Below are 17,936 nucleotides of genomic sequence, written 5' to 3'. Positions count from 1 at the left end.
AAAACGATCAATTATTTAAGGAGGTAATTTCGTGATGAAAAATACGCTAACTGGTGTGTTAGCCACTGCATTAGCGGTAACTATGATTCTACCAACAGGAGCGAAAGCATTTTCTGAAAGTAAGACTACTGTTGTAACTGGTGAAGAAGTAGTTAGTCAGGAACTGAAGAAGATTGCAGCAGAGAAGGCGGAGCTACTTACGAAGTCACATGGGGCAGCTAGCGTGCAGTATGCACTAATTGATAATGGAAAACTTATTTTGTCGGGTCAGGCTGGCAAGAACGATATGGAAGGGGAAAAGCCGCTAACCAAAGATACTTTATACGGGATTGGTTCAGTTAGTAAAATGTATGCAACAGCGGCTGTAATGAAATTGGTCGATGAAGGAAAAGTCGATTTGGATGCTCCTGTTGTCCGCTATGTTCCTGATTTTAAGATGAAAGACGGTCGATACAAACGTATTACACCGCGTATGTTATTGAATCACTCCTCTGGATTGCAAGGTTCTACGTTAGGTAATGCATTTTTATTTAACGATAATGATACCTATGCCCATGATACCTTGTTACAGCAATTGTCAAATCAAAACTTGAAGGCGGATCCTGGTGCTTTCTCGGTATACTGTAACGATGGTTTTACGCTGGCCGAAATTTTGGTGGAAAGAGTTAGTGGTATGAGCTTTACTGAATTTCTACATCAAAACTTTACAGAGCCTTTAAAGATGAATCATACGAAAACGCCGCAGGACAAATGGAGGGATGAAAATCGGGCTGGACTATATTACCCGGCGTACCAAGGGCAACTTCCAATTGAATCGGTGAATGTTATTGGTACGGGAGGTATATCTTCCACGGCAGAAGATATGGTGCGATTCTCACAACTATTTATGGGACAGGGAAAAGGAATCCTCTCTGATAAGGTAGTTAAGGCAATGGAGCAAGAGGAATATAAAAAAGGAATGTGGCCGGGGGCTGGCGAGAATATTTTTAACTATGGTCTTGGCTGGGATAGTGTGAAACTATACCCATTCAGCGAATATGGGATCAAAGCTTTGGCTAAGGGCGGCGATACGGCATTGCAACATGCTATATTAGTCGTGCTTCCGGAACAGAAAATAGCAGCGGCTGTATTGACATCTGGTGGACGGAGCTCTACAAATCAGCTAATGGCAACTGAATTGCTGCTCGCTACGCTTAAAGAAAAAGGTACTATTAAGGAAATCAAGCCGAACAAATCCTTTGGTAAGCCGGTCAAAGTCAAAATGCCTCAAGGCGTAGCAAAGAAAGCTGGATTTTATGGTAATAGCGAAACTCATTTCAAGATTGAAATTACTAAGAACGGTGAACTATTCTTACCATCTAATCCAGAAGAAAAATATGTATATACTGCTGATGGAAGCTTTATTAATGAGGGGGGTACTTCCAAGCTCAACTTCGTAACCGAGAAGAATGGAAGAACTTATTTGAAGGAGAGCGCATATAAATCTCATCCAGGTTTAGGGCAAAGTATGATGACCCACTATTTAGCTGAGAAACTAGAAGATAACGTGCTTTCGAAGAAAACCGCTGCTGCATGGGCAAAGAGGGAAGGTGTCAAGTTTTATCGTGTAAACGAGAAATTTAGTTCTATTCAATATCTTGTTCAGTCGAAACATTTTAGTACTCAAATTACTCGCAAGGAAGGCCCAGCAGGCTATTGGGATGGCAGAAAAATTACAGGTCCGAACACCGCGGTGCATCAGATCCAAGTACCCGTGATGAATGGTCGTGATACGACGGAAACGCATTTCTATACAGAAGGCGGCAATGAATATATGGAGATGGCTGGATTGTTATACGTAAGTGAATCAAATGTAAAACCAATTGATATAGGCCAATCATCCAAAGTTACGCTGGGAGCAAATGGGCATGCGAAATGGTTTACAATTCCACAAGCGGCAACAGAGAAAAGAATGACCGTGACGTTGCCACCAAAGGGTTCGTTTGCGGTGTATGATGAGAAGGGAGTTTGCGTCAACTTTAGCATCGTGAGTGGCAATAACAAGGCGAAACTGCCGAAGAACGGAACAATCGTATTCGCTGGGGCACCGAAATCGGAATTTGCAATCTCGGTGAACTAGCTACAATTTAAGATGATCTAAACAAAACCAGTACGGCACAGAAAAGATGTATTACTGGTTTTGTTTGTATTTATGCATTATCAATGAAAAAACTTGAATAATATCACGCTCAAGCACTATAAAAACATCAAAACTAGAAAATTAGTATCTCTAGAAGATGTACAGTTTTTTGGGAGTTGAATAATTTTAACAGGGTAGAGAGATTAAATTTCTACTCTTTTTCTTCAATTAATAGAAATGTATGTACATACACATTATATTTTTATTCCATAAATTTAAAAATTTTGTTCACGATAGTTTGAAATTGTAAAAAAAGAAAATATGTGGCACGACATCACTTTGTTTTTATACAGCTTTGTAATTAAACTATAATATTGTATTTTTTCTTCATTATTGAAATTAGTAATAATAAAATGTATTATTGAAAAGCACAATTTATAATTCAAGTAATCAAGCATATGTATCCATAATAATTTGAACATTCAGAAATTATAATATTGTCTAAAAACGAGGTGAGATTCATAGAAACAGTACATATTAAGTGGTATGGCATGTATAGTATAAATGACTTTTATAATAGGGAAGAAGCTTCTAAGAAGGGGATATTTGCAATCTCTAGAGTATATGCTAAGAATGTAACATTGCTCTATATAGGACAAACTAAAAGAAGCTTTATACAAAAGATAAGAGAACTTAATAAAGATTGGGCTTTTGATGAGAGCGAATTAAAGATTACATTAGGAATAATAGAATTTCCTAGTGGTGAACTTTACTCTGAAAAGAAGGTAAAAGAGATAAAATCTCTTTTGATTTTACGACATACCCCATTAGAAAACGAAACATCTTTATTATACTATAGAGGGAAATTTAATTTTAAAATTATTAATAAGGGAAGAAGAGGTTTAATTGTTAAAAAGCTTTCTACAGGAGATCTAATGTGGACGTAATTGGAATCACCTTTGAATAAAATTGAAGGTTTCTTAAGTGCAGAAGCTTATCAATTTTTAATGTATTAAACTATTTTGAATAACATATGTCAGATACTTGAAAAAACACAAATTTTATTATGATATGAAATCCTGTATGGAAAGTGTAGTTTATTTCTATTGTTTAATAAAAATATTAAGAATTTTAGGGATAATACATAAAGAGTAGAGAAGAAAGTAAACACGGAGGTTTGAAGAATGGGACAAGTAAGCAGATTTCAAGAAAAACAACAGAATCGTCGTCAAAAGGCAATTTTTAATATTGCATTTACTTTGGTATTAGTGACAGTTGGTATAGTGACATACCAATTGTTTACCCCTTCTAATACATCAACGAAAGCAATTGCTCAAGAAAAGAAAGTAACAAAGATAGAAGAGAAGAAAACTGAAGATAAAGAAACAGCAAAGATAGAAGAGAAGAAAACTGAAGATAAAGAAGCAACAAAGATAGAAGAGAAGAAAACTGAAGATAAAGAAGCAGCAAAGATAGAAGAGAAGAAAACTGAAGATAAAGAAGCAACAAAGTTAGAAGAGAAGAAAACTGAAGATAAAGAAATAGCAAAGATAGAAGAAAAGAAAAGCGAAGATAAAGAAGCAGCACAGTTAGAAGGGAAACAAAAAGTAGAAAAATCGGTAAAAACGAACGAAACTGAAAATAAAGAGGAAGAAAAAACGGTATCTCAAGAAAAGGATCCTCAAACTAATCCTTCATGGAAGCCAATTGGTACAGAGCAAGGAGCAAAACCTGATATGAAATTTAAAGAAGGAACAGTAGATTGGAGTGAGATGAAAAAAGCAATCTCTTATGCTGTTGATGTTCCAGAGAGCCAATTGATTTTCGATTTTATTGGAAATAATGGTAATAATAAAGCCTACGGTAATGTACGAGATAAACAAAGTAATAAAAAATATAAGGTTAATATTGATTGGGTAGAGAATCAAGGGTGGAAACCAGCATCTGTACAAGTGGTAAAATAAATAATAGAAATGTAATTATATGTTTAAAAGGAAAGTAGTATTAGGCACTCATGGAGCTGTAATGACTTTGATGTTGTATGAACTTAGCTTGATAGCGATGGGGTACCGCCAACAAGACTCGAATTTTGCACGCTAAGCAAAAAAAAACAATAAGCTGTCCACATGGACAGCTTATTTACATAATTCTTGTTATTGGAAGTCGTTTTGAAATTCTATATGTTTACTTTTTTCTTGTTCTTACGAATAAACCACAACACCACAGTTAAAAATAATAAAAAACTCAGTAAAAAGAGCGGTATTTTTTGAATAAAGAAAAATCCTTTCCAAAAATCTAACCTAGTACTATCAGGACAATTTGTTGCCATCCCACCTATAAAAAAAGACAACGGAATAGTAAGTATATTTATCCCTAAACCGATCATTACGAATGATAGATTTTTACTCCAGATTTTTGGTAATGCAGCCATAATAAATAAAACTAATGCAGTACCAATTATAAGAAACAGTACTCCAAAATAAAATGCAAAATATAAAATAATTCCCATAATCCCCCTCCAAGACTTTAATTGTACCATCAATAAGGGCAATTTTGGATGAATATGATATTCGTATATAGTTAACATAACGTCCCATTATCGATAGCAAATAATTTCATAGAATCCTTGTATGTACAGGGGATCTTGTTTTTTGGTCTATGTATCTCTTATATAGGATTTTATACATCATTGATGTAGCGGGGATATGAGGGAGCCTCGCTTTTCTTTTTTTACATAAAATTTTGTATGAAAACAGTTGAGTTATAATGCTTTATGCTGAAAAATAAAAACTTTTCTTTGAATTTGAAAAGAAGGTGTTACCTTGTCAAGTGTTGAAGAAAATGAGATAGCAACTGTTGCTACAGATAGTGTAGCGGATACAGAACACGAACTTCATCACATGAGGGTCATCCGAAATCGGTACTTGAGTTAATCGTCAGCTGAGATCTTTGGAATTGAACTGACGGGTAACTTTAACAAAATAAGGAGTACAATTAAACAGCCTAAAATATGCAAGTTTTTATGCGAAACTGCTTGCGTATTTTGGCTATTTTTGCATTCGTAAAAGTGCTATAAGTAAACAGCATTTTTAAATTGCCAAATACCCCCATGAGATCAATGGGACTTATATTCCACTTCTTTATCAGAATGATATTAAGAAGTGGAAATAGTATAAGTACCCAAAAAACGATAATAAAAACTGTATTCATCAGTTTCTACTCCTTATGTGAATCATAAAGTTATTATCCCGTTTATTGTGGGCTGACTAAAGTTTCACTTTATCTCTCCGTCTCAAAAAACTCAATCCACTCTCCATCAGGGCCAGCGAAGAATATGTAACGTGTTCCATCTGGTAATGTTTCGATTTCTTCTCCTAGTAAAAAGGTTACGCCGTGTTTTTGTATTCTTTCAATTTCATCCTCTAATGAATCTACCTTAAAGCAAATGTGATGTACTTTTCCTTCTGCCGGAAGAGAAGAGTTATAACCTTCAATGAGTTCGAGTATCGTTTCCTTCGATTCTTCCACACCTAAAAAAGCGAGTTTTAAGTCTGGGTTCGGGTGCCCCATACGTTTAAGGAGCTGTAAGCCGACTACTTCTTCATAAAATGAGATAGATGCTTCTAAGTTTGCAACCATAAGTCCAACGTGTTCTATTCTTCTAACTGGCATGTAGATTCCTTCTTTCTGAAAATTATATACAATATATTATTGAAAATTAAGAAAATAAGCAAGATAAAAACCTTACAAATTTTAGCGTGTTATATGGTATAGTGAGAAAGTATGTTTGGGGAGAAGGAAGGAGATTATACGATGAATACAACTACTCAAACTCCTTCATTATCGGAAACGATGAAAGAGTGGCATTATGCATTAGCATATGAAATTAAACATTGGAAAACGATAGGTGGTAGTAAAATTTCTATCATGAATGGTCGTTTTTTATATACAGATTATGAAAGTACAGTGTACGTATTTCAGCTTATTTCGGAAGTAAGCTTACCTGAAGGTTCACCGATTCGAATTGAGTTCGATGGTGAGGAAGCGACAGGAGAAGTATTATCTGTACATGGATTAGAAATAGAACTGAAATTAAATGATTATATACAAGGTGAAATAAGAGAAGCGGTTTTATACAGTGAACCGTGGCAACTTTTAGAGCAACTGCAAGAGCGATTGAAAGAAGCACGTAAAGATAAGCTGAAACGTAATCGTATAAAGCGTCTTGTTGATGGGACGAGCAGCCCGAAACATATTGAGAAGATGAAAAATCCAAAAAATGAACTGGCATATCGCGCGTTTTATAATCCGACAACGTACGTATGGGGACCGCCGGGAACAGGGAAGTCTTACAATTTATCACGTATTATTTCGGCTCATTATCAAAAAGGAAAATCGGTACTTGTGTTAGCTCATAGTAATGCGGCAGTAGACGTATTAATGAGTGAAGTAACGAAGCAAATTGAGAAGAAAAAGAAATGGACGCCTGGCGAAATTGTTCGTTACGGTTATAGTCAACATGAACATATACGAAATCATGAAACGTTACTTGCATCTAAGTTAGTTGAAACGACGAACGGATCATGGGGTGAGGAAAGACTCTACTTGGAAGAAACACGCCAAGAGCTTCGTGAAAAAATCTTATCGTATAAGGCAACGTCCTCTGATAAGAAGCGTATGCAGGAGATTGAAAGTGATCTTCGAAAGCAAAGGGCTAAAATTAAAGAAGTAGAAAAAGAATATATTGAAAATGCGAAAGTAATCGGCGTAACTTTATCGAAATGTGCCATTGATGCGCTAATTTATGAGCGTACATTTGATTTAGTTGTCGTAGATGAGGTGAGTATGGCGTTCGTTCCGCAAATTGCATTAGCTGCTTCACTTGGAAAACGTATCGTCGTTTGCGGTGACTTTTTACAGTTACCTCCAATTGCTATGGCAAATCATGAACTGGTTCGCAAATGGCTTGGGGAAGATATGTTTTACCATGCTGGGATTGTTGAGTCTGTTAATAAATCAGAAGCACACCCAAACCTATTTATGTTGCAGGAACAAAGACGTATGCATGCGGATATATCGAAGTTTACGAATTCGTTTATTTATAAAAATAGAGTATACGATCATCCGTCTGTTTCAGAGCGTAAAGAACTTGCGCAATTGCAGCCGTTTGCAAATGAAGCGAGTGTTTTATTTGATACGAGCCAAATGGGAGCTTTTTCGTTAAAAGATGCTGCTTCTGGTTCACGTTTTAACATTATGTCTGGTTTAGTAGCAATGCAAATGATGTTAATCGGATTGTTAGACGGTGTTCAATCAATTGGTATTGTGACACCTTACAGGGCGCAGTCACGCTTTTTATCGACGTGTATTAGAGAAATGTTGCAGAGAACGAAATATCAAAACATACCAGTTTTAGCGGCGACAGTTCATAAGTTCCAAGGTTCTGAAAGAGATATGATGATTTTTGATACGGTGGATAGTTATCCGCAAGAACGACCTGGCGTATTATTCTTTGATCACAAAAACCATCGCCTCGTCAATGTAGCAGTGACAAGGGCGAGAGGGAAGTTCATTCAATTATCAGATTGCCATTATATGCGTAAAAACCTTTCGAGAAAACAAGCGTTATCACAATTAACAGCTCATATAGAACGTCACGGAGATGTGTATGATCGCACGACATCAAGACAATTGTGGGAACGAAAAATATCGAAACGTTTACGCTGGTTTATGGAAATGAATCTTGAGGAAACGAAAGGGCTATTAAAAGATATTTTAGCAGCAAAACGAAAAATTATTATTTCACTTCCAAGTACAAAACAAGTGGATAAGCGAGTATGGCAAGCGTTAATGCGTACAAATGCGCAAATAACAGTGTATAGTGACGGACCAGTTCCACTGAAAAATGTAAAGTTACAAAGACAAAATAAAGCATTCCCGTTCCTAGTAATCGATGATGAAATCTTCTGGGCAGGCGCACCGCTTACATCTCAAATGATGTTTGAAGGTAGTACGGAATTTCCGTACGTATGTGCAAGACTGCAAGCACCTGAGACAATTGGTGTATTAAAAGGATTTTTAGATATTCGGTAAATTCGGATAGGAATTCCTTGACTTTTACTTGGAATGAACTTAGAATAAAAAATAATTTAATATAATTTTATGAAAATTCTTATCGCGAGAGGTGGAGGGACTGGCCCTATGATACCTCGGCAGCGGATTCGTTATGAATACTGTGCCAATTCCAGCAAGGTAACTTGAAAGATAAGAAAGAAGCTCATTTTGACTGTATATACAAAAGCCTCTTTCTATCTTTTAGAAAGAGGCTTTTTTACGTGAAAATAAAAGGAGGAAGAAAAATGGGAGCGACAGGAGTAGCGTCACAAAGAAAAACAATTGAAGAGAGTATCGAAAGAAATAAGGAAAAGTACATAGAAACAAGTCATGATATTCATGCGAATCCGGAGATTGGAAACCAAGAGTTTTACGCATCAAGAACGTTAAGTTTATTACTAGGTAGTGCAGGGTTTCAGTTGCAGCACAATATAGCTGGACATGAAACGGGATTTATCGCGCGAAAAAGCTCTGGAAAACAAGGACCAGCAATCGCATTTTTAGCTGAGTATGACGCTTTACCAGGACTTGGCCATGCGTGTGGTCACAATTTAATTGGCACAATTAGCGTTGCAGCAGCAATTGCATTATCAGAAACACTTGAAGAAATTGGCGGAGAAGTTGTCGTGTTTGGTACGCCAGCAGAAGAAGGCGGGCCAAATGGTAGCGCGAAATCAAGTTATGTAAAGGCAGGTTTATTTAAAGACATTGATGCGGCGCTTATGATTCATCCGAGCGGAAAAACAGCGACAACGAGTCCTTCACTAGCAGTCGATCCACTTGATTTTCATTTTTACGGAAAAACAGCTCACGCTGCAGCTTCGCCAGAAGAAGGGATTAACGCATTAGATGCGGTTATTCAGCTCTATAACGGTATTAATGCACTTCGCCAACAACTTCCGTCAGACGTGAGAATTCATGGCGTCATTACAGAAGGAGGAAAAGCACCTAACATTATTCCTGACTATGCCGCGGCTAGGTTCTTCATCCGTGCAGCAACGCGAAAAAGATGCGCGGAAGTAACAGAAAAAGTAAGAAACATTGCTGAGGGAGCAGCGTTAGCAACAGGTGCGAAAGTAAAAATCCATCAATTCCAAAATGAAATCGATGAATTACTCGTAACAAAAACATATAACGATATTGTAGCGGAAGAACTAGAACTATTAGGTGAAGATGTAAATCGTAAAGAAAGAGTAGGAATCGGTTCAACCGACGCAGGAAACGTAAGTCAAGTCGTACCGACAATTCATCCGTACATTAAAATCGGACCAGATGATTTAATTGCACATACGAATGAATTTAGAGAAGCAGCACGTTCAGAACTTGGAGATAAAGCATTAATTACATCGGCAAAAGCATTAGCAAATACGGCGTATCGATTAATTACGGAAGAAGGGTTGTTAGAGAAGGTGAAGGAGGAGTTTAGAGAGGCGCAGAGGAATCAAGGGTAAGGGGATTAAGGTACTTTTTTCGAATAGCAATCTAAATAATAAGTAGAGATATAAAAAAGAACATTGAAAATCAATGTTCTTTTTTTGTTACTAATCATTAATTTTGTTGGATTTTCTCATAAAGGAAAAGCTTTTACTGTTAGCGGAGGATAATACGTATCCTTTATTAGAATGACAATTTCTCCTCAAACTCACTCTTTAAAACAATTAAAGGAGATGACAAGCCAAATTGCATTAAAGAGTCTAAAAATGTAGCGAGAGAATCCATCGAATCGCTCATGACCTTCATCATATAATTAAACTCCCCACTAATTCGATATAAATCTGTTACTTCAGGAGCGGCATTACAAAATTGAATAAAATCAGAGCATTGGCTCGTTTTAAACATGATGAATGCTTGAATGTTTTTATTAATTTTTGCAGGCTCAAATTTCGTTCGATAAGCCGCTATAACTCCTTGATCTTCAAGTTTATTAATACGCTCTTTTACAGCAGGTTGCGTCATGGATATAATTCGTCCTATTTCTGAAACGGAAATTCTCGCATTTTCATACAACAAGTTCATAATTTTATGATCGATTTCATCCAGTTTTACTGCATTTTGCATTGGGGTATCTCCCTTGATTTATTTTCTAAAGTAAATTGTGATTTATAACTATAATATCATAAGTAAAGGAACTAAATTACCTATAAATTTATATTTAAAATGATTGGGGTTTACATGAAAATATAAGTATAGATTTTTATTAAACGGAAATTTAGGAAGGATGGAAAAAATGAAGAATCTTGATGGGAAAGTAGCGATAGTAACAGGGGCGAGTCGCGGTATTGGTCGGGCGATTGCGATGAGATTGGCAAAAGACGGTGCATTAGTAGCGATTCACTACGGCCGAAATAAGGCAGCTGCAGATGAAACAATTAGTGAGATTGAATCTAATGGAGGAAAAGCATTCTTAATTGAAGCTGATCTCAATTCAGTTGATGGTGTCAAAAAGTTAGTAGAACAATTGAAGAATGAATTACAAATAAGAGTTGGTGCATCAGAGATTGATATTTTAGTAAACAATGCAGGGATAGGTACACAAGGAACGATTGAAAATACGACAGAAGAAGTTTTTGATGAAATTATGGCCGTAAATATTAAAGCACCATTCTTCTTAATTCAGCAAACATTACCGTTACTACGAGCAGAGGGGCGCGTTATTAACATTTCATCAGCTGAAGTAAGACTTGGTTTTACAGGGTCTATTGCATACGGTTTAAGTAAAGGTGCATTAAATACGATGACACTTCCTCTAGCTAAACATCTCGGAGAAAGAGGTATAACAGTGAATACAATTATGCCTGGATATACGAAGACAGATATTAATGCAAAATTGCTAGATGATCCGGAAATACGAAGTTTTGCTACGAATTCATCTGTGTTCGGGCGAATAGGGCAAGTTGAAGATATTGCAGATGCAGTAGCATTCCTTGCTTCTTCTGATAGCCGCTGGGTAACTGGGCAGATTTTAGATGTTTCTGGAGGGTTTTGCTTATAGGGGCACTACTCCATACTCATCAAGCTAATCAAGTAAATTACTAGTTATGAAACGATCCTTGTTTCATAACTAGTAATCTATAGAAAGGTAGGGATGATAAAGAAGTCTATTAAAACGTGATTTTTTCGCTAGGAAATTTGAATAAAGGGGCTATTTTTCATTATTCGTAATCTAAAATAATCAAATTTTATTTTACAGTACAATAAAACAAAATTATTGACCGCATGGTACAAAAAGGGTATTCTATTCATGTTATCTTTAAAATGAGAGGAGGATACGATTGAATAAACGCGGCAGACCTCGAGAGTTTGATTATTCCTCAATTGTAGATGTTGCAATGAAAACATTTTGGTTAAGAGGATATGAAGGGTGTTCTACACAAGATTTATGCAGTGATACAGGACTTGGAAAAGGAAGTTTATACAATACTTTCGGTAGTAAACATGAACTGTATAAACAAGTATTAGAACGCTACCATGAAATTGGGATTAGGGAACAAAGGAAATTGTTACATACTCCAATTCCAGTTAAAGAACGATTAAGTAATTTTTTTGAATGGGCATTGAAAGAAGACTTTGAGAATATGGATCAAAAAGGATGTTTATTGATTAATGCCAGTATAGAACGTGCTAAAAACGATTTAATGGTACAAGAAATTTTCTCGAAGCATGTTGAACTTCTTAAACAAGCTATTGAAACAGTGATGGAGGAAGGATTGCAAACAGGTGAAATTTCAAAGAAGCAATCAGCTGAGGAATTAGCTAGTCTGCTTTTAAGCAGTTATTACGGATTCCGTGTTCTTAATGTATCGATGCAAAATCGGATGTTGTCTGAACAAGTTATCAAAGGAACAGTAGAGTCTATTTGTGGCGCTTAGTGCGCTCTTTTTTCGCACTATTTTTGTACCGATCATTACAATAATGAATATGGAGTGTTTTTATGTCATCGATTATTTATTTATTAGCTTTAGCAATCTTTTGTATGACTACATCAGAATTTATGGTTGCAGGTATGATGAATGAACTTGCTCTTGCATTCCAGGTTCCTGTATCATCTATTGGGTATTTAATTTCAGCTTATGCAGGAGCAATGGTAATAGGAGGCCCCATTTTAACTGCAATCCTCTTACGAATGCGCAGCAAACAAGCATTATTGTTTTTAATGTTCATATTTTTAATTGGTCAATCGCTCGGAGCTATTGCTTGGAACTATGATATTATGATGATTTCACGTATTATAACTGGTATTGCTTCAGCTTCAGCTTTTGGAGTTGCGATTTCCTTTTCTGCGACATTGGTTCACTCTGATTCAAGGGGAAAAGCTGCATCAATTGTACTTGCAGGTTTAATGTTCGCAACTGTATTAGGTTTACCTATAACGACCGTTATTTCGCAATATTTTGGCTGGCGTATTAGTTTTGGGGCTGTTTCTGTTCTTGTGCTAGTATCAGGGATTATGATTCAACGGTTGTTACCATCCTCTTCAAATAAAGAGCAATTAAATTGGAAAGATGAACTTCTGCGATTTAAGAATATTCATCTTTGGGCAGCGTACGTAACAAGTATGTTCATTATTGGTGGCACGTTTGCAGCATTTAGCTATTTCACTCCTATCTTTACAAATGTTACAGGATTTTCAAGTGCAAGTATTCCATATTTACTTGCTCTCTATGGTAGTGCGACGGTAATTGGGAATATAATAATTGGCAAGTTCGCTGATAAATTTACAATGAAAATACTTATGGGTGGATTAATTATATTAATCATAGCGTTGTCTTTATTTGCTTTAAGTGCAGAGAATAAATACATTGCAGTGATTTCTACGATTTTTATTGGTTTAACTGGTGTAGCATTGAATCCAGCTATGGTTGCGAGGGTGATGAAAACAGCTAGTAATGGAATAATGATAAATACCGTTCATAGTTCTTTTATTACGCTAGGTATTGTTATTGGTTCGTCACTAGGTGGTCTTGGGATCAGTAAAGGATATGGTTTTGTATCTCCTCTATGGATTGGAGCTTGTTTAGCTATCCTTGGGGTAATTTCGTTATTCCCATATTTACATAAAGGAAAGGCAGATTAAGATGTTTAAAATTTCTTTATATGAGGTACCGCCACATCACCATCAAGCTAATACTTTCATATATCCCTAAATTAAAAAATTCTTTTTCTACAGATAGCTATTCTGAGAAGCCGCTCATTTTTTCGTTTTGGGGGCATTTCTTTTTCTTAAGTTGATGGGTAGTATGGTGATCTCTATTAGACGATAGTGAATTAACAATTTCGGGGTTCAGTTCAACTTTATTCAAAATAAGATTTTTTTGCAGCAAAATCAATGTTAGTGGAACTTTTTTAATCAAACTTTTTTAAAAATTAACATAAATACTTGCAATATTTAAATTAGTACTATATAGTTCTAGTTATGACAAAGATAAAATTAATGAATCAAAAACGTGTGATTGAAGTAGCTGCAACATTATTTTTAGAAAAAGGGTTTGCTTATACAAGTATGGATGAATTAGTACGTGTAAGCAAAGTTTCAAAGTCTAATGTGTATTATCACTTTTCTAATAAGGAAGTATTATTAGAAGGGGTCGTTGATTATTGGATTGAAATGTATCAATCTGCAATTGATGACGTACTTTCTCAGAACCAATTTTTAGTTGAAGATCGTATCCAACTGTTTTTAAAGCAATTATCACAAGGAGTTCAATCGAGAGAGTATAAGGGAAGCTGTCCATTTATTACTCTTTATATTCAAAGTCCTACACAGGCCACGCAAATAAAAGAAAAAATAGGTCTTTTTTTTACAGGATTACAAAAGAAAGTTTCTCTATTACTTAAACAAGGGGTAGAGAATGGAGAATTTAGAAATACGATTAATATTGATGAGGTTGCATCACTTTTTATTACAAATCTTGAAGGAGCGTTATTTATTTCAGAAACATTGAAGGATGCAACTGTAATCACGAAAACAGCAGATCATTTTTTAAAATTGCTTCGATAAAAGAAGCATTTTTTTTACATCAAATTAGTACTAATCAGTACTAAAAGGGGGATTTTATATGAGAACAGTATTTTTAACTGGTGGAACAGGCTTTATTGGAAAACAATTAGTAAAAGAATTAGCCAAAGAGGATGTTAAAATTCTTCTTTTAGTGAGGTCGAAAAATAAAGCAACACGTCTTTTTCAAGAAAGAGGCATCTTAAAAAAGGAAGTTATGCACTTTATTGAAGGTGATTTGACGAAAATAGATTTAGGTCTAAGTGCTGAAGATAAGGAGAGGGTATTGAAAACGGATGTGATTATTCATGCAGGAGGCCCCATGGATATTCAAGCGACAAGTAAAGAGGCAGCTTCCGTATTTTTAAATGGCGCCAAACATATTAGTGAATTAGCTAAAAGTATTCATCAATTGAAGGGTTTGCAACAATTTATTCATGTTGTAGGTTATATGAGTCCTTTTGATGATAAAAATAGCAAGATTGCAATTGATGTGTTTCAAGAAGGAAACAATTATTTGAAAATAAAAAATCCATATGAGAGAACAAAATTTTTAGCAGATCTTTATATCCGTCAGCAGGCATCAGCAGTAGGTTATCCGCTTTCTGTAATTAATCCGCCAACTGTAGTCGGTAGTAGTAAAACAGGGAGTACAGAGCAGATAGCAGGATTAGGTTTGCTTGTGATGAGTATGCGAAGAGGGCTCATGCCAGTGATTCCTGGAGGTAAGGGATATAGGTTACCACTTATTTCAAACGATGAGCTTGCGAAGTTTATTGTGCAGGTTTTCAGATTGGAGCAACCGACTATTCAAACATATACACTTGTTGAAGACAAACAGCACGATCAAAACATTGCTGAATTATTAAGTATTATGTCGGAAAGTATGAATATGAGGGCACCAAAAATCTCTGTTCCAATGCCATTTATGAAAGCAATTATGAATAGTGGAGGAAGTAAAATAACAAAAATTCCTTCTGATGGACTGAATTTTATTACAAAACAAAAATTTTCAAATGTTTCAGCGAAAAAAATTATGGGAGGAGATTGGTTTAAGAAGACGAGTGTAATGAAATTTTTCCCTGCCGTAGTAGCTGATCTGGATTATCGAATGATGTATCAAAATGGCCGGCATAATCATTTATTTAAACGAACATTATGCGATAACACTACCCTTTACCAATTACAAGGAACGGGTAAACCGTTTATTTTATTACATGGTTTATTGAGTGATGGAGAGGATTTATTTCCTTTAGCACAAGAGCTTCATGAAAAAACTGGTCAACCTGTATGGATCTTGGATCTTCCAGGTTTGGGACGGTCTCCTTTTAAACAAGAGAAAAATCTTCTAGATATCTATTTGAATGTAGTGAAAAAGTTATTGGAGAAAGCTACGAATGGTGCGCATCTAATTGGACATTCATTCGGTGCGTTTATTCTTCTGGAAGCATTGGTACAAGAGTACATAGATAAGAGGTATTCAATCACTTTACTTCAGCCACCTGTTGCTAAAAAAAATGCTAAATCGCTAAATGTTCCTCAATTTATGAACAAATGGACATTAAAATTGGCAACTACTAATTTGATAGAGCGTTATTTATTAAGTAATGGTTTGTTTGAAAGTACGGAGAGCATCCCTGAGCATTATATTGAAAAAATAAGTAACAGTTTTACTTCTCCTAGAATTTTAAATACTACGGTTCAGCTTAACAGTTTACTCCTGAAAAACGATCAAGGTGATTTCAATGAAGTAACAAAGTATAATCTTCACATTATTTGGGGGGATTATGACAGAGCCTATTCTGCTCCATCGCATCTTGGTAAGGTTGATTTTGTTCCATATGGCCATCATTTTCCTCTTAGCCATCCGAGTGAAACGGCAACATTAGTAATAAAAAATAGTAATACTAGCAGATGAGAGTGTGGGATAAATAAAAAGTGTGTAGTAAGATCGTTGTGTCTTTGAAATAAAATCGTACTGTTTGGGGTCCCGCCCCACATCCATCAACTTAAGGATTCGGGCTATTTTTGAAATTAAAAGCGCGTTACTATTTTCTTATATTAATGAGAAAGGGTGACGTGCTTTTTATGAATATGCATCAAAAGCAAGAGTTGTCTTTATTTGCCGAAGAGTTATATCGATATATGTCTTCCGCTACACTTAATCAATTAGCTATAGAAGCAGGCGGGATGAAACGAAAACGGAAGTGCCACGGGCATCATTTTTTATCTTTGTGTGTATGGCTAAATCAACAAGTCGCTACTACCTCTCTTACCCAACTATGTAGTCAATTAGAAACTTCAACAGGAGTTTTATTAAGTCCGGAAGGACTTAATCGGCGATTTAACTCGGCTTCTGTAGCCTTTTTTCGTACTGTATTTACTACGCTTCTACAGGCTAAGATTGGAGGCGTATCTAAGATTTCTCATTCTCTTTCTTCCTACTTTGAGCGCATTCGCATCCTTGATTCTACAACCTTTCAAGTTCCAGATCGATTCGCAGCTATGTATCCTGGTGCCGGAGGATGTAGTCATAAAGCTGGTGTGAAAATTCAACTAGAGTATGACTTGTTGAGTGGAGAGTTTTCTGATGTGAAAATTGAACCAGGAAAACGAAGTGATCAGGCGTATGGTGCGACTCGAACAGACATGATACAAAAGAATGAGCTGTATATCCGTGACTTAGGATATTTTCGTCTACAAGACTTTAAGTCTATTCAAGACAAGCAGGGGTATTATTTATCCCGTCTTAAGTTACCGACTAAAATATATAGAAAAGAGTTCGAAACAGTCGTATTTAAAACAAAACCTCCTCAATTGAAACCAGTATATATACAAATTCATTTGGAAGACATTATGAAACAATTAAAACCTGGCCAAGTTTATGAATTACACGATGTATATGTAGGAGTAAAGACAAACTGCCTACTCGTATTGTAGTTTATAGATGTACCGAGGAGCAAAAACAGAAACGCTTACGTGACCGAGCTATTCGTGAAAAGAAAAAAGGGATTACATATACAGAGCGCACGAAGCTTTTACAAGGTATCACGGTATATATGACAAACATTCCTACGGAATGGGTACCAAAAGAGAAAATCTATGACCTATATTCATTACGTTGGCAAATTGAGCTGTTATTTAAAATATGGAAATCTTGGTTTCAAATTCATCGTTGTAAATCTATTAAACAAGAGCGATTAGAATGTCATCTTTATGGGCAACTCATTAGTATTCTATTATGTTCTTCTACTATGTTTAAAATGCGAGAACTCCTATTACGTAAAAAACAGAAAGAACTAAGTGAATATAAAGCAATGTATATAATTAAGGATTATTTTTCACTTTTTTACCAAGCATTACACAAAAACACCCAAGAATTATCAAAGGTTCTCCTTCGTCTGTTTAACCTCCTACAGCACAACGGACGAAAATCTCATCGGTACGAGAAAAAGACAGTCTTTGATATTTTGGGTGTTGTTTATGAGTATACCACTTCTAATCCTCAGGTAGCATAGTAAAAAATTGAAACCTGTCAGGGTTTATTTGATATGCCTACTTTTATAAAATCTATAAAAGATAATAAAAAATTATATAAAAAAAACACATTTTGTTTGAAAATATCCCTTAAGTTGATGGATGTGGGGTACCGCCACATGTCCATCAACTTAAGAACTTTCTTTAACCCCAAGTTTAAAAATACGCCAT

13 protein-coding genes, 1 pseudogene and 1 riboswitch are annotated in these 17,936 nt (G+C 35.7%); of the genes and pseudogenes, 11 read left to right on the top strand and 3 right to left on the bottom strand.

Annotated features, from left to right (window positions below; genetic code table 11):
* Nucleotides 1-34: 34 nt before the first annotated feature.
* From ACUN13_RS18130 to ACUN13_RS18120, 3 genes are all read left to right on the top strand, one after another.
* The gene (locus ACUN13_RS18130) at nucleotides 35-2,119 is read left to right on the top strand and encodes a serine hydrolase domain-containing protein (RefSeq protein ID WP_257116093.1); all 2,085 of its coding nucleotides are present in this window, start codon (nucleotides 35-37) and stop codon (nucleotides 2,117-2,119) included.
* 512 nt (nucleotides 2,120-2,631) lie between these two features.
* Nucleotides 2,632-3,066: a sodium:proton symporter gene (locus ACUN13_RS18125; protein WP_257116092.1), complete on the top strand. Its 435-nt coding sequence runs from the start codon at nucleotides 2,632-2,634 to the stop codon at nucleotides 3,064-3,066.
* A gap of 237 nt (nucleotides 3,067-3,303) precedes the next feature.
* Nucleotides 3,304-4,083: a YrrS family protein gene (locus ACUN13_RS18120; protein WP_257115511.1), complete on the top strand. Its 780-nt coding sequence runs from the start codon at nucleotides 3,304-3,306 to the stop codon at nucleotides 4,081-4,083.
* Between the two features lie 212 nt (nucleotides 4,084-4,295).
* Here the strand turns inward: ACUN13_RS18120 and ACUN13_RS18115 are convergent, their stop codons facing one another.
* Nucleotides 4,296-4,628: a hypothetical protein gene (locus ACUN13_RS18115; RefSeq protein WP_257115510.1), complete on the bottom strand. Its 333-nt coding sequence runs from the start codon at nucleotides 4,626-4,628 to the stop codon at nucleotides 4,296-4,298.
* 770 nt (nucleotides 4,629-5,398) lie between these two features.
* A complete protein-coding gene (locus ACUN13_RS18110; protein WP_001145268.1) occupies nucleotides 5,399-5,791 on the bottom strand; it encodes a VOC family protein in 393 nt (130 codons plus the stop codon).
* A gap of 111 nt (nucleotides 5,792-5,902) precedes the next feature.
* On the opposite strand from ACUN13_RS18110, the gene ACUN13_RS18105 reads away from it, so the two are divergent.
* Together ACUN13_RS18105 and ACUN13_RS18100 are read left to right on the top strand one after the other, a co-directional pair.
* A complete protein-coding gene (locus ACUN13_RS18105; protein ID WP_257115509.1) occupies nucleotides 5,903-8,212 on the top strand; it encodes an AAA domain-containing protein in 2,310 nt (769 codons plus the stop codon).
* A 76-nt stretch (nucleotides 8,213-8,288) separates the two neighbouring features.
* A riboswitch (SAM riboswitch) is annotated at nucleotides 8,289-8,390 on the top strand.
* An 88-nt stretch (nucleotides 8,391-8,478) separates the two neighbouring features.
* Complete coding sequence (locus ACUN13_RS18100) at nucleotides 8,479-9,684, top strand: M20 family metallopeptidase (RefSeq protein WP_000501344.1); 1,206 nt, start codon at nucleotides 8,479-8,481, stop codon at nucleotides 9,682-9,684.
* A gap of 166 nt (nucleotides 9,685-9,850) precedes the next feature.
* Here ACUN13_RS18100 and ACUN13_RS18095 read toward each other — a convergent pair whose 3' ends face one another.
* Nucleotides 9,851-10,291: an Lrp/AsnC family transcriptional regulator gene (locus tag ACUN13_RS18095; RefSeq protein ID WP_001178562.1), complete on the bottom strand. Its 441-nt coding sequence runs from the start codon at nucleotides 10,289-10,291 to the stop codon at nucleotides 9,851-9,853.
* Between the two features lie 169 nt (nucleotides 10,292-10,460).
* On the opposite strand from ACUN13_RS18095, the gene ACUN13_RS18090 reads away from it, so the two are divergent.
* From ACUN13_RS18090 to ACUN13_RS18065, 6 genes and pseudogenes are all read left to right on the top strand, one after another.
* A complete protein-coding gene (locus tag ACUN13_RS18090; protein ID WP_257115508.1) occupies nucleotides 10,461-11,225 on the top strand; it encodes an SDR family oxidoreductase in 765 nt (254 codons plus the stop codon).
* A gap of 280 nt (nucleotides 11,226-11,505) precedes the next feature.
* Nucleotides 11,506-12,102, top strand: a complete 597-nt coding sequence (locus tag ACUN13_RS18085; RefSeq protein ID WP_001042194.1) for a TetR/AcrR family transcriptional regulator — start codon at nucleotides 11,506-11,508, stop codon at nucleotides 12,100-12,102.
* 62 nt (nucleotides 12,103-12,164) lie between these two features.
* Nucleotides 12,165-13,307 carry an MFS transporter gene (locus ACUN13_RS18080; protein ID WP_006918182.1) on the top strand — a complete coding sequence of 381 codons (1,143 nt, stop codon included), beginning with the start codon at nucleotides 12,165-12,167 and terminating at the stop codon, nucleotides 13,305-13,307.
* 357 nt (nucleotides 13,308-13,664) lie between these two features.
* Nucleotides 13,665-14,231, top strand: coding sequence for a TetR/AcrR family transcriptional regulator (locus tag ACUN13_RS18075; RefSeq protein ID WP_001072324.1), 567 nt, complete (start codon nucleotides 13,665-13,667; stop codon nucleotides 14,229-14,231).
* 58 nt (nucleotides 14,232-14,289) lie between these two features.
* Nucleotides 14,290-16,146, top strand: a complete 1,857-nt coding sequence (locus ACUN13_RS18070; RefSeq protein WP_257115507.1) for an alpha/beta fold hydrolase — start codon at nucleotides 14,290-14,292, stop codon at nucleotides 16,144-16,146.
* 170 nt (nucleotides 16,147-16,316) lie between these two features.
* Nucleotides 16,317-17,746 (top strand): annotated as a pseudogene (locus tag ACUN13_RS18065) (IS4 family transposase).
* Nucleotides 17,747-17,936: the final 190 nt, after the last annotated feature.

It is taken from the genome of Bacillus cereus group sp. Bce041 (genome assembly GCF_052646455.1).
Note: the sequence above shows the minus strand (reverse complement) of the source record. Positions and strands in the feature narration are given on the sequence as shown.

Coding starts and splice junctions, on each gene's coding strand:
- ACUN13_RS18120 (WP_257115511.1), top strand. CDS start 3,304: ATGGGACAAGTAAGCAGATTTCAAGAAAAACAACAGAATCGTCGTCAA.
- ACUN13_RS18130 (WP_257116093.1), top strand. CDS start 35: ATGAAAAATACGCTAACTGGTGTGTTAGCCACTGCATTAGCGGTAACT.
- ACUN13_RS18070 (WP_257115507.1), top strand. CDS start 14,290: ATGAGAACAGTATTTTTAACTGGTGGAACAGGCTTTATTGGAAAACAA.
- ACUN13_RS18105 (WP_257115509.1), top strand. CDS start 5,903: ATGTTTGGGGAGAAGGAAGGAGATTATACGATGAATACAACTACTCAA.
- ACUN13_RS18095 (WP_001178562.1), bottom strand. CDS start 10,291: ATGCAAAATGCAGTAAAACTGGATGAAATCGATCATAAAATTATGAAC.
- ACUN13_RS18110 (WP_001145268.1), bottom strand. CDS start 5,791: ATGCCAGTTAGAAGAATAGAACACGTTGGACTTATGGTTGCAAACTTA.
- ACUN13_RS18080 (WP_006918182.1), top strand. CDS start 12,165: ATGTCATCGATTATTTATTTATTAGCTTTAGCAATCTTTTGTATGACT.
- ACUN13_RS18100 (WP_000501344.1), top strand. CDS start 8,479: ATGGGAGCGACAGGAGTAGCGTCACAAAGAAAAACAATTGAAGAGAGT.
- ACUN13_RS18115 (WP_257115510.1), bottom strand. CDS start 4,628: ATGGGAATTATTTTATATTTTGCATTTTATTTTGGAGTACTGTTTCTT.
- ACUN13_RS18090 (WP_257115508.1), top strand. CDS start 10,461: ATGAAGAATCTTGATGGGAAAGTAGCGATAGTAACAGGGGCGAGTCGC.
- ACUN13_RS18075 (WP_001072324.1), top strand. CDS start 13,665: ATGAATCAAAAACGTGTGATTGAAGTAGCTGCAACATTATTTTTAGAA.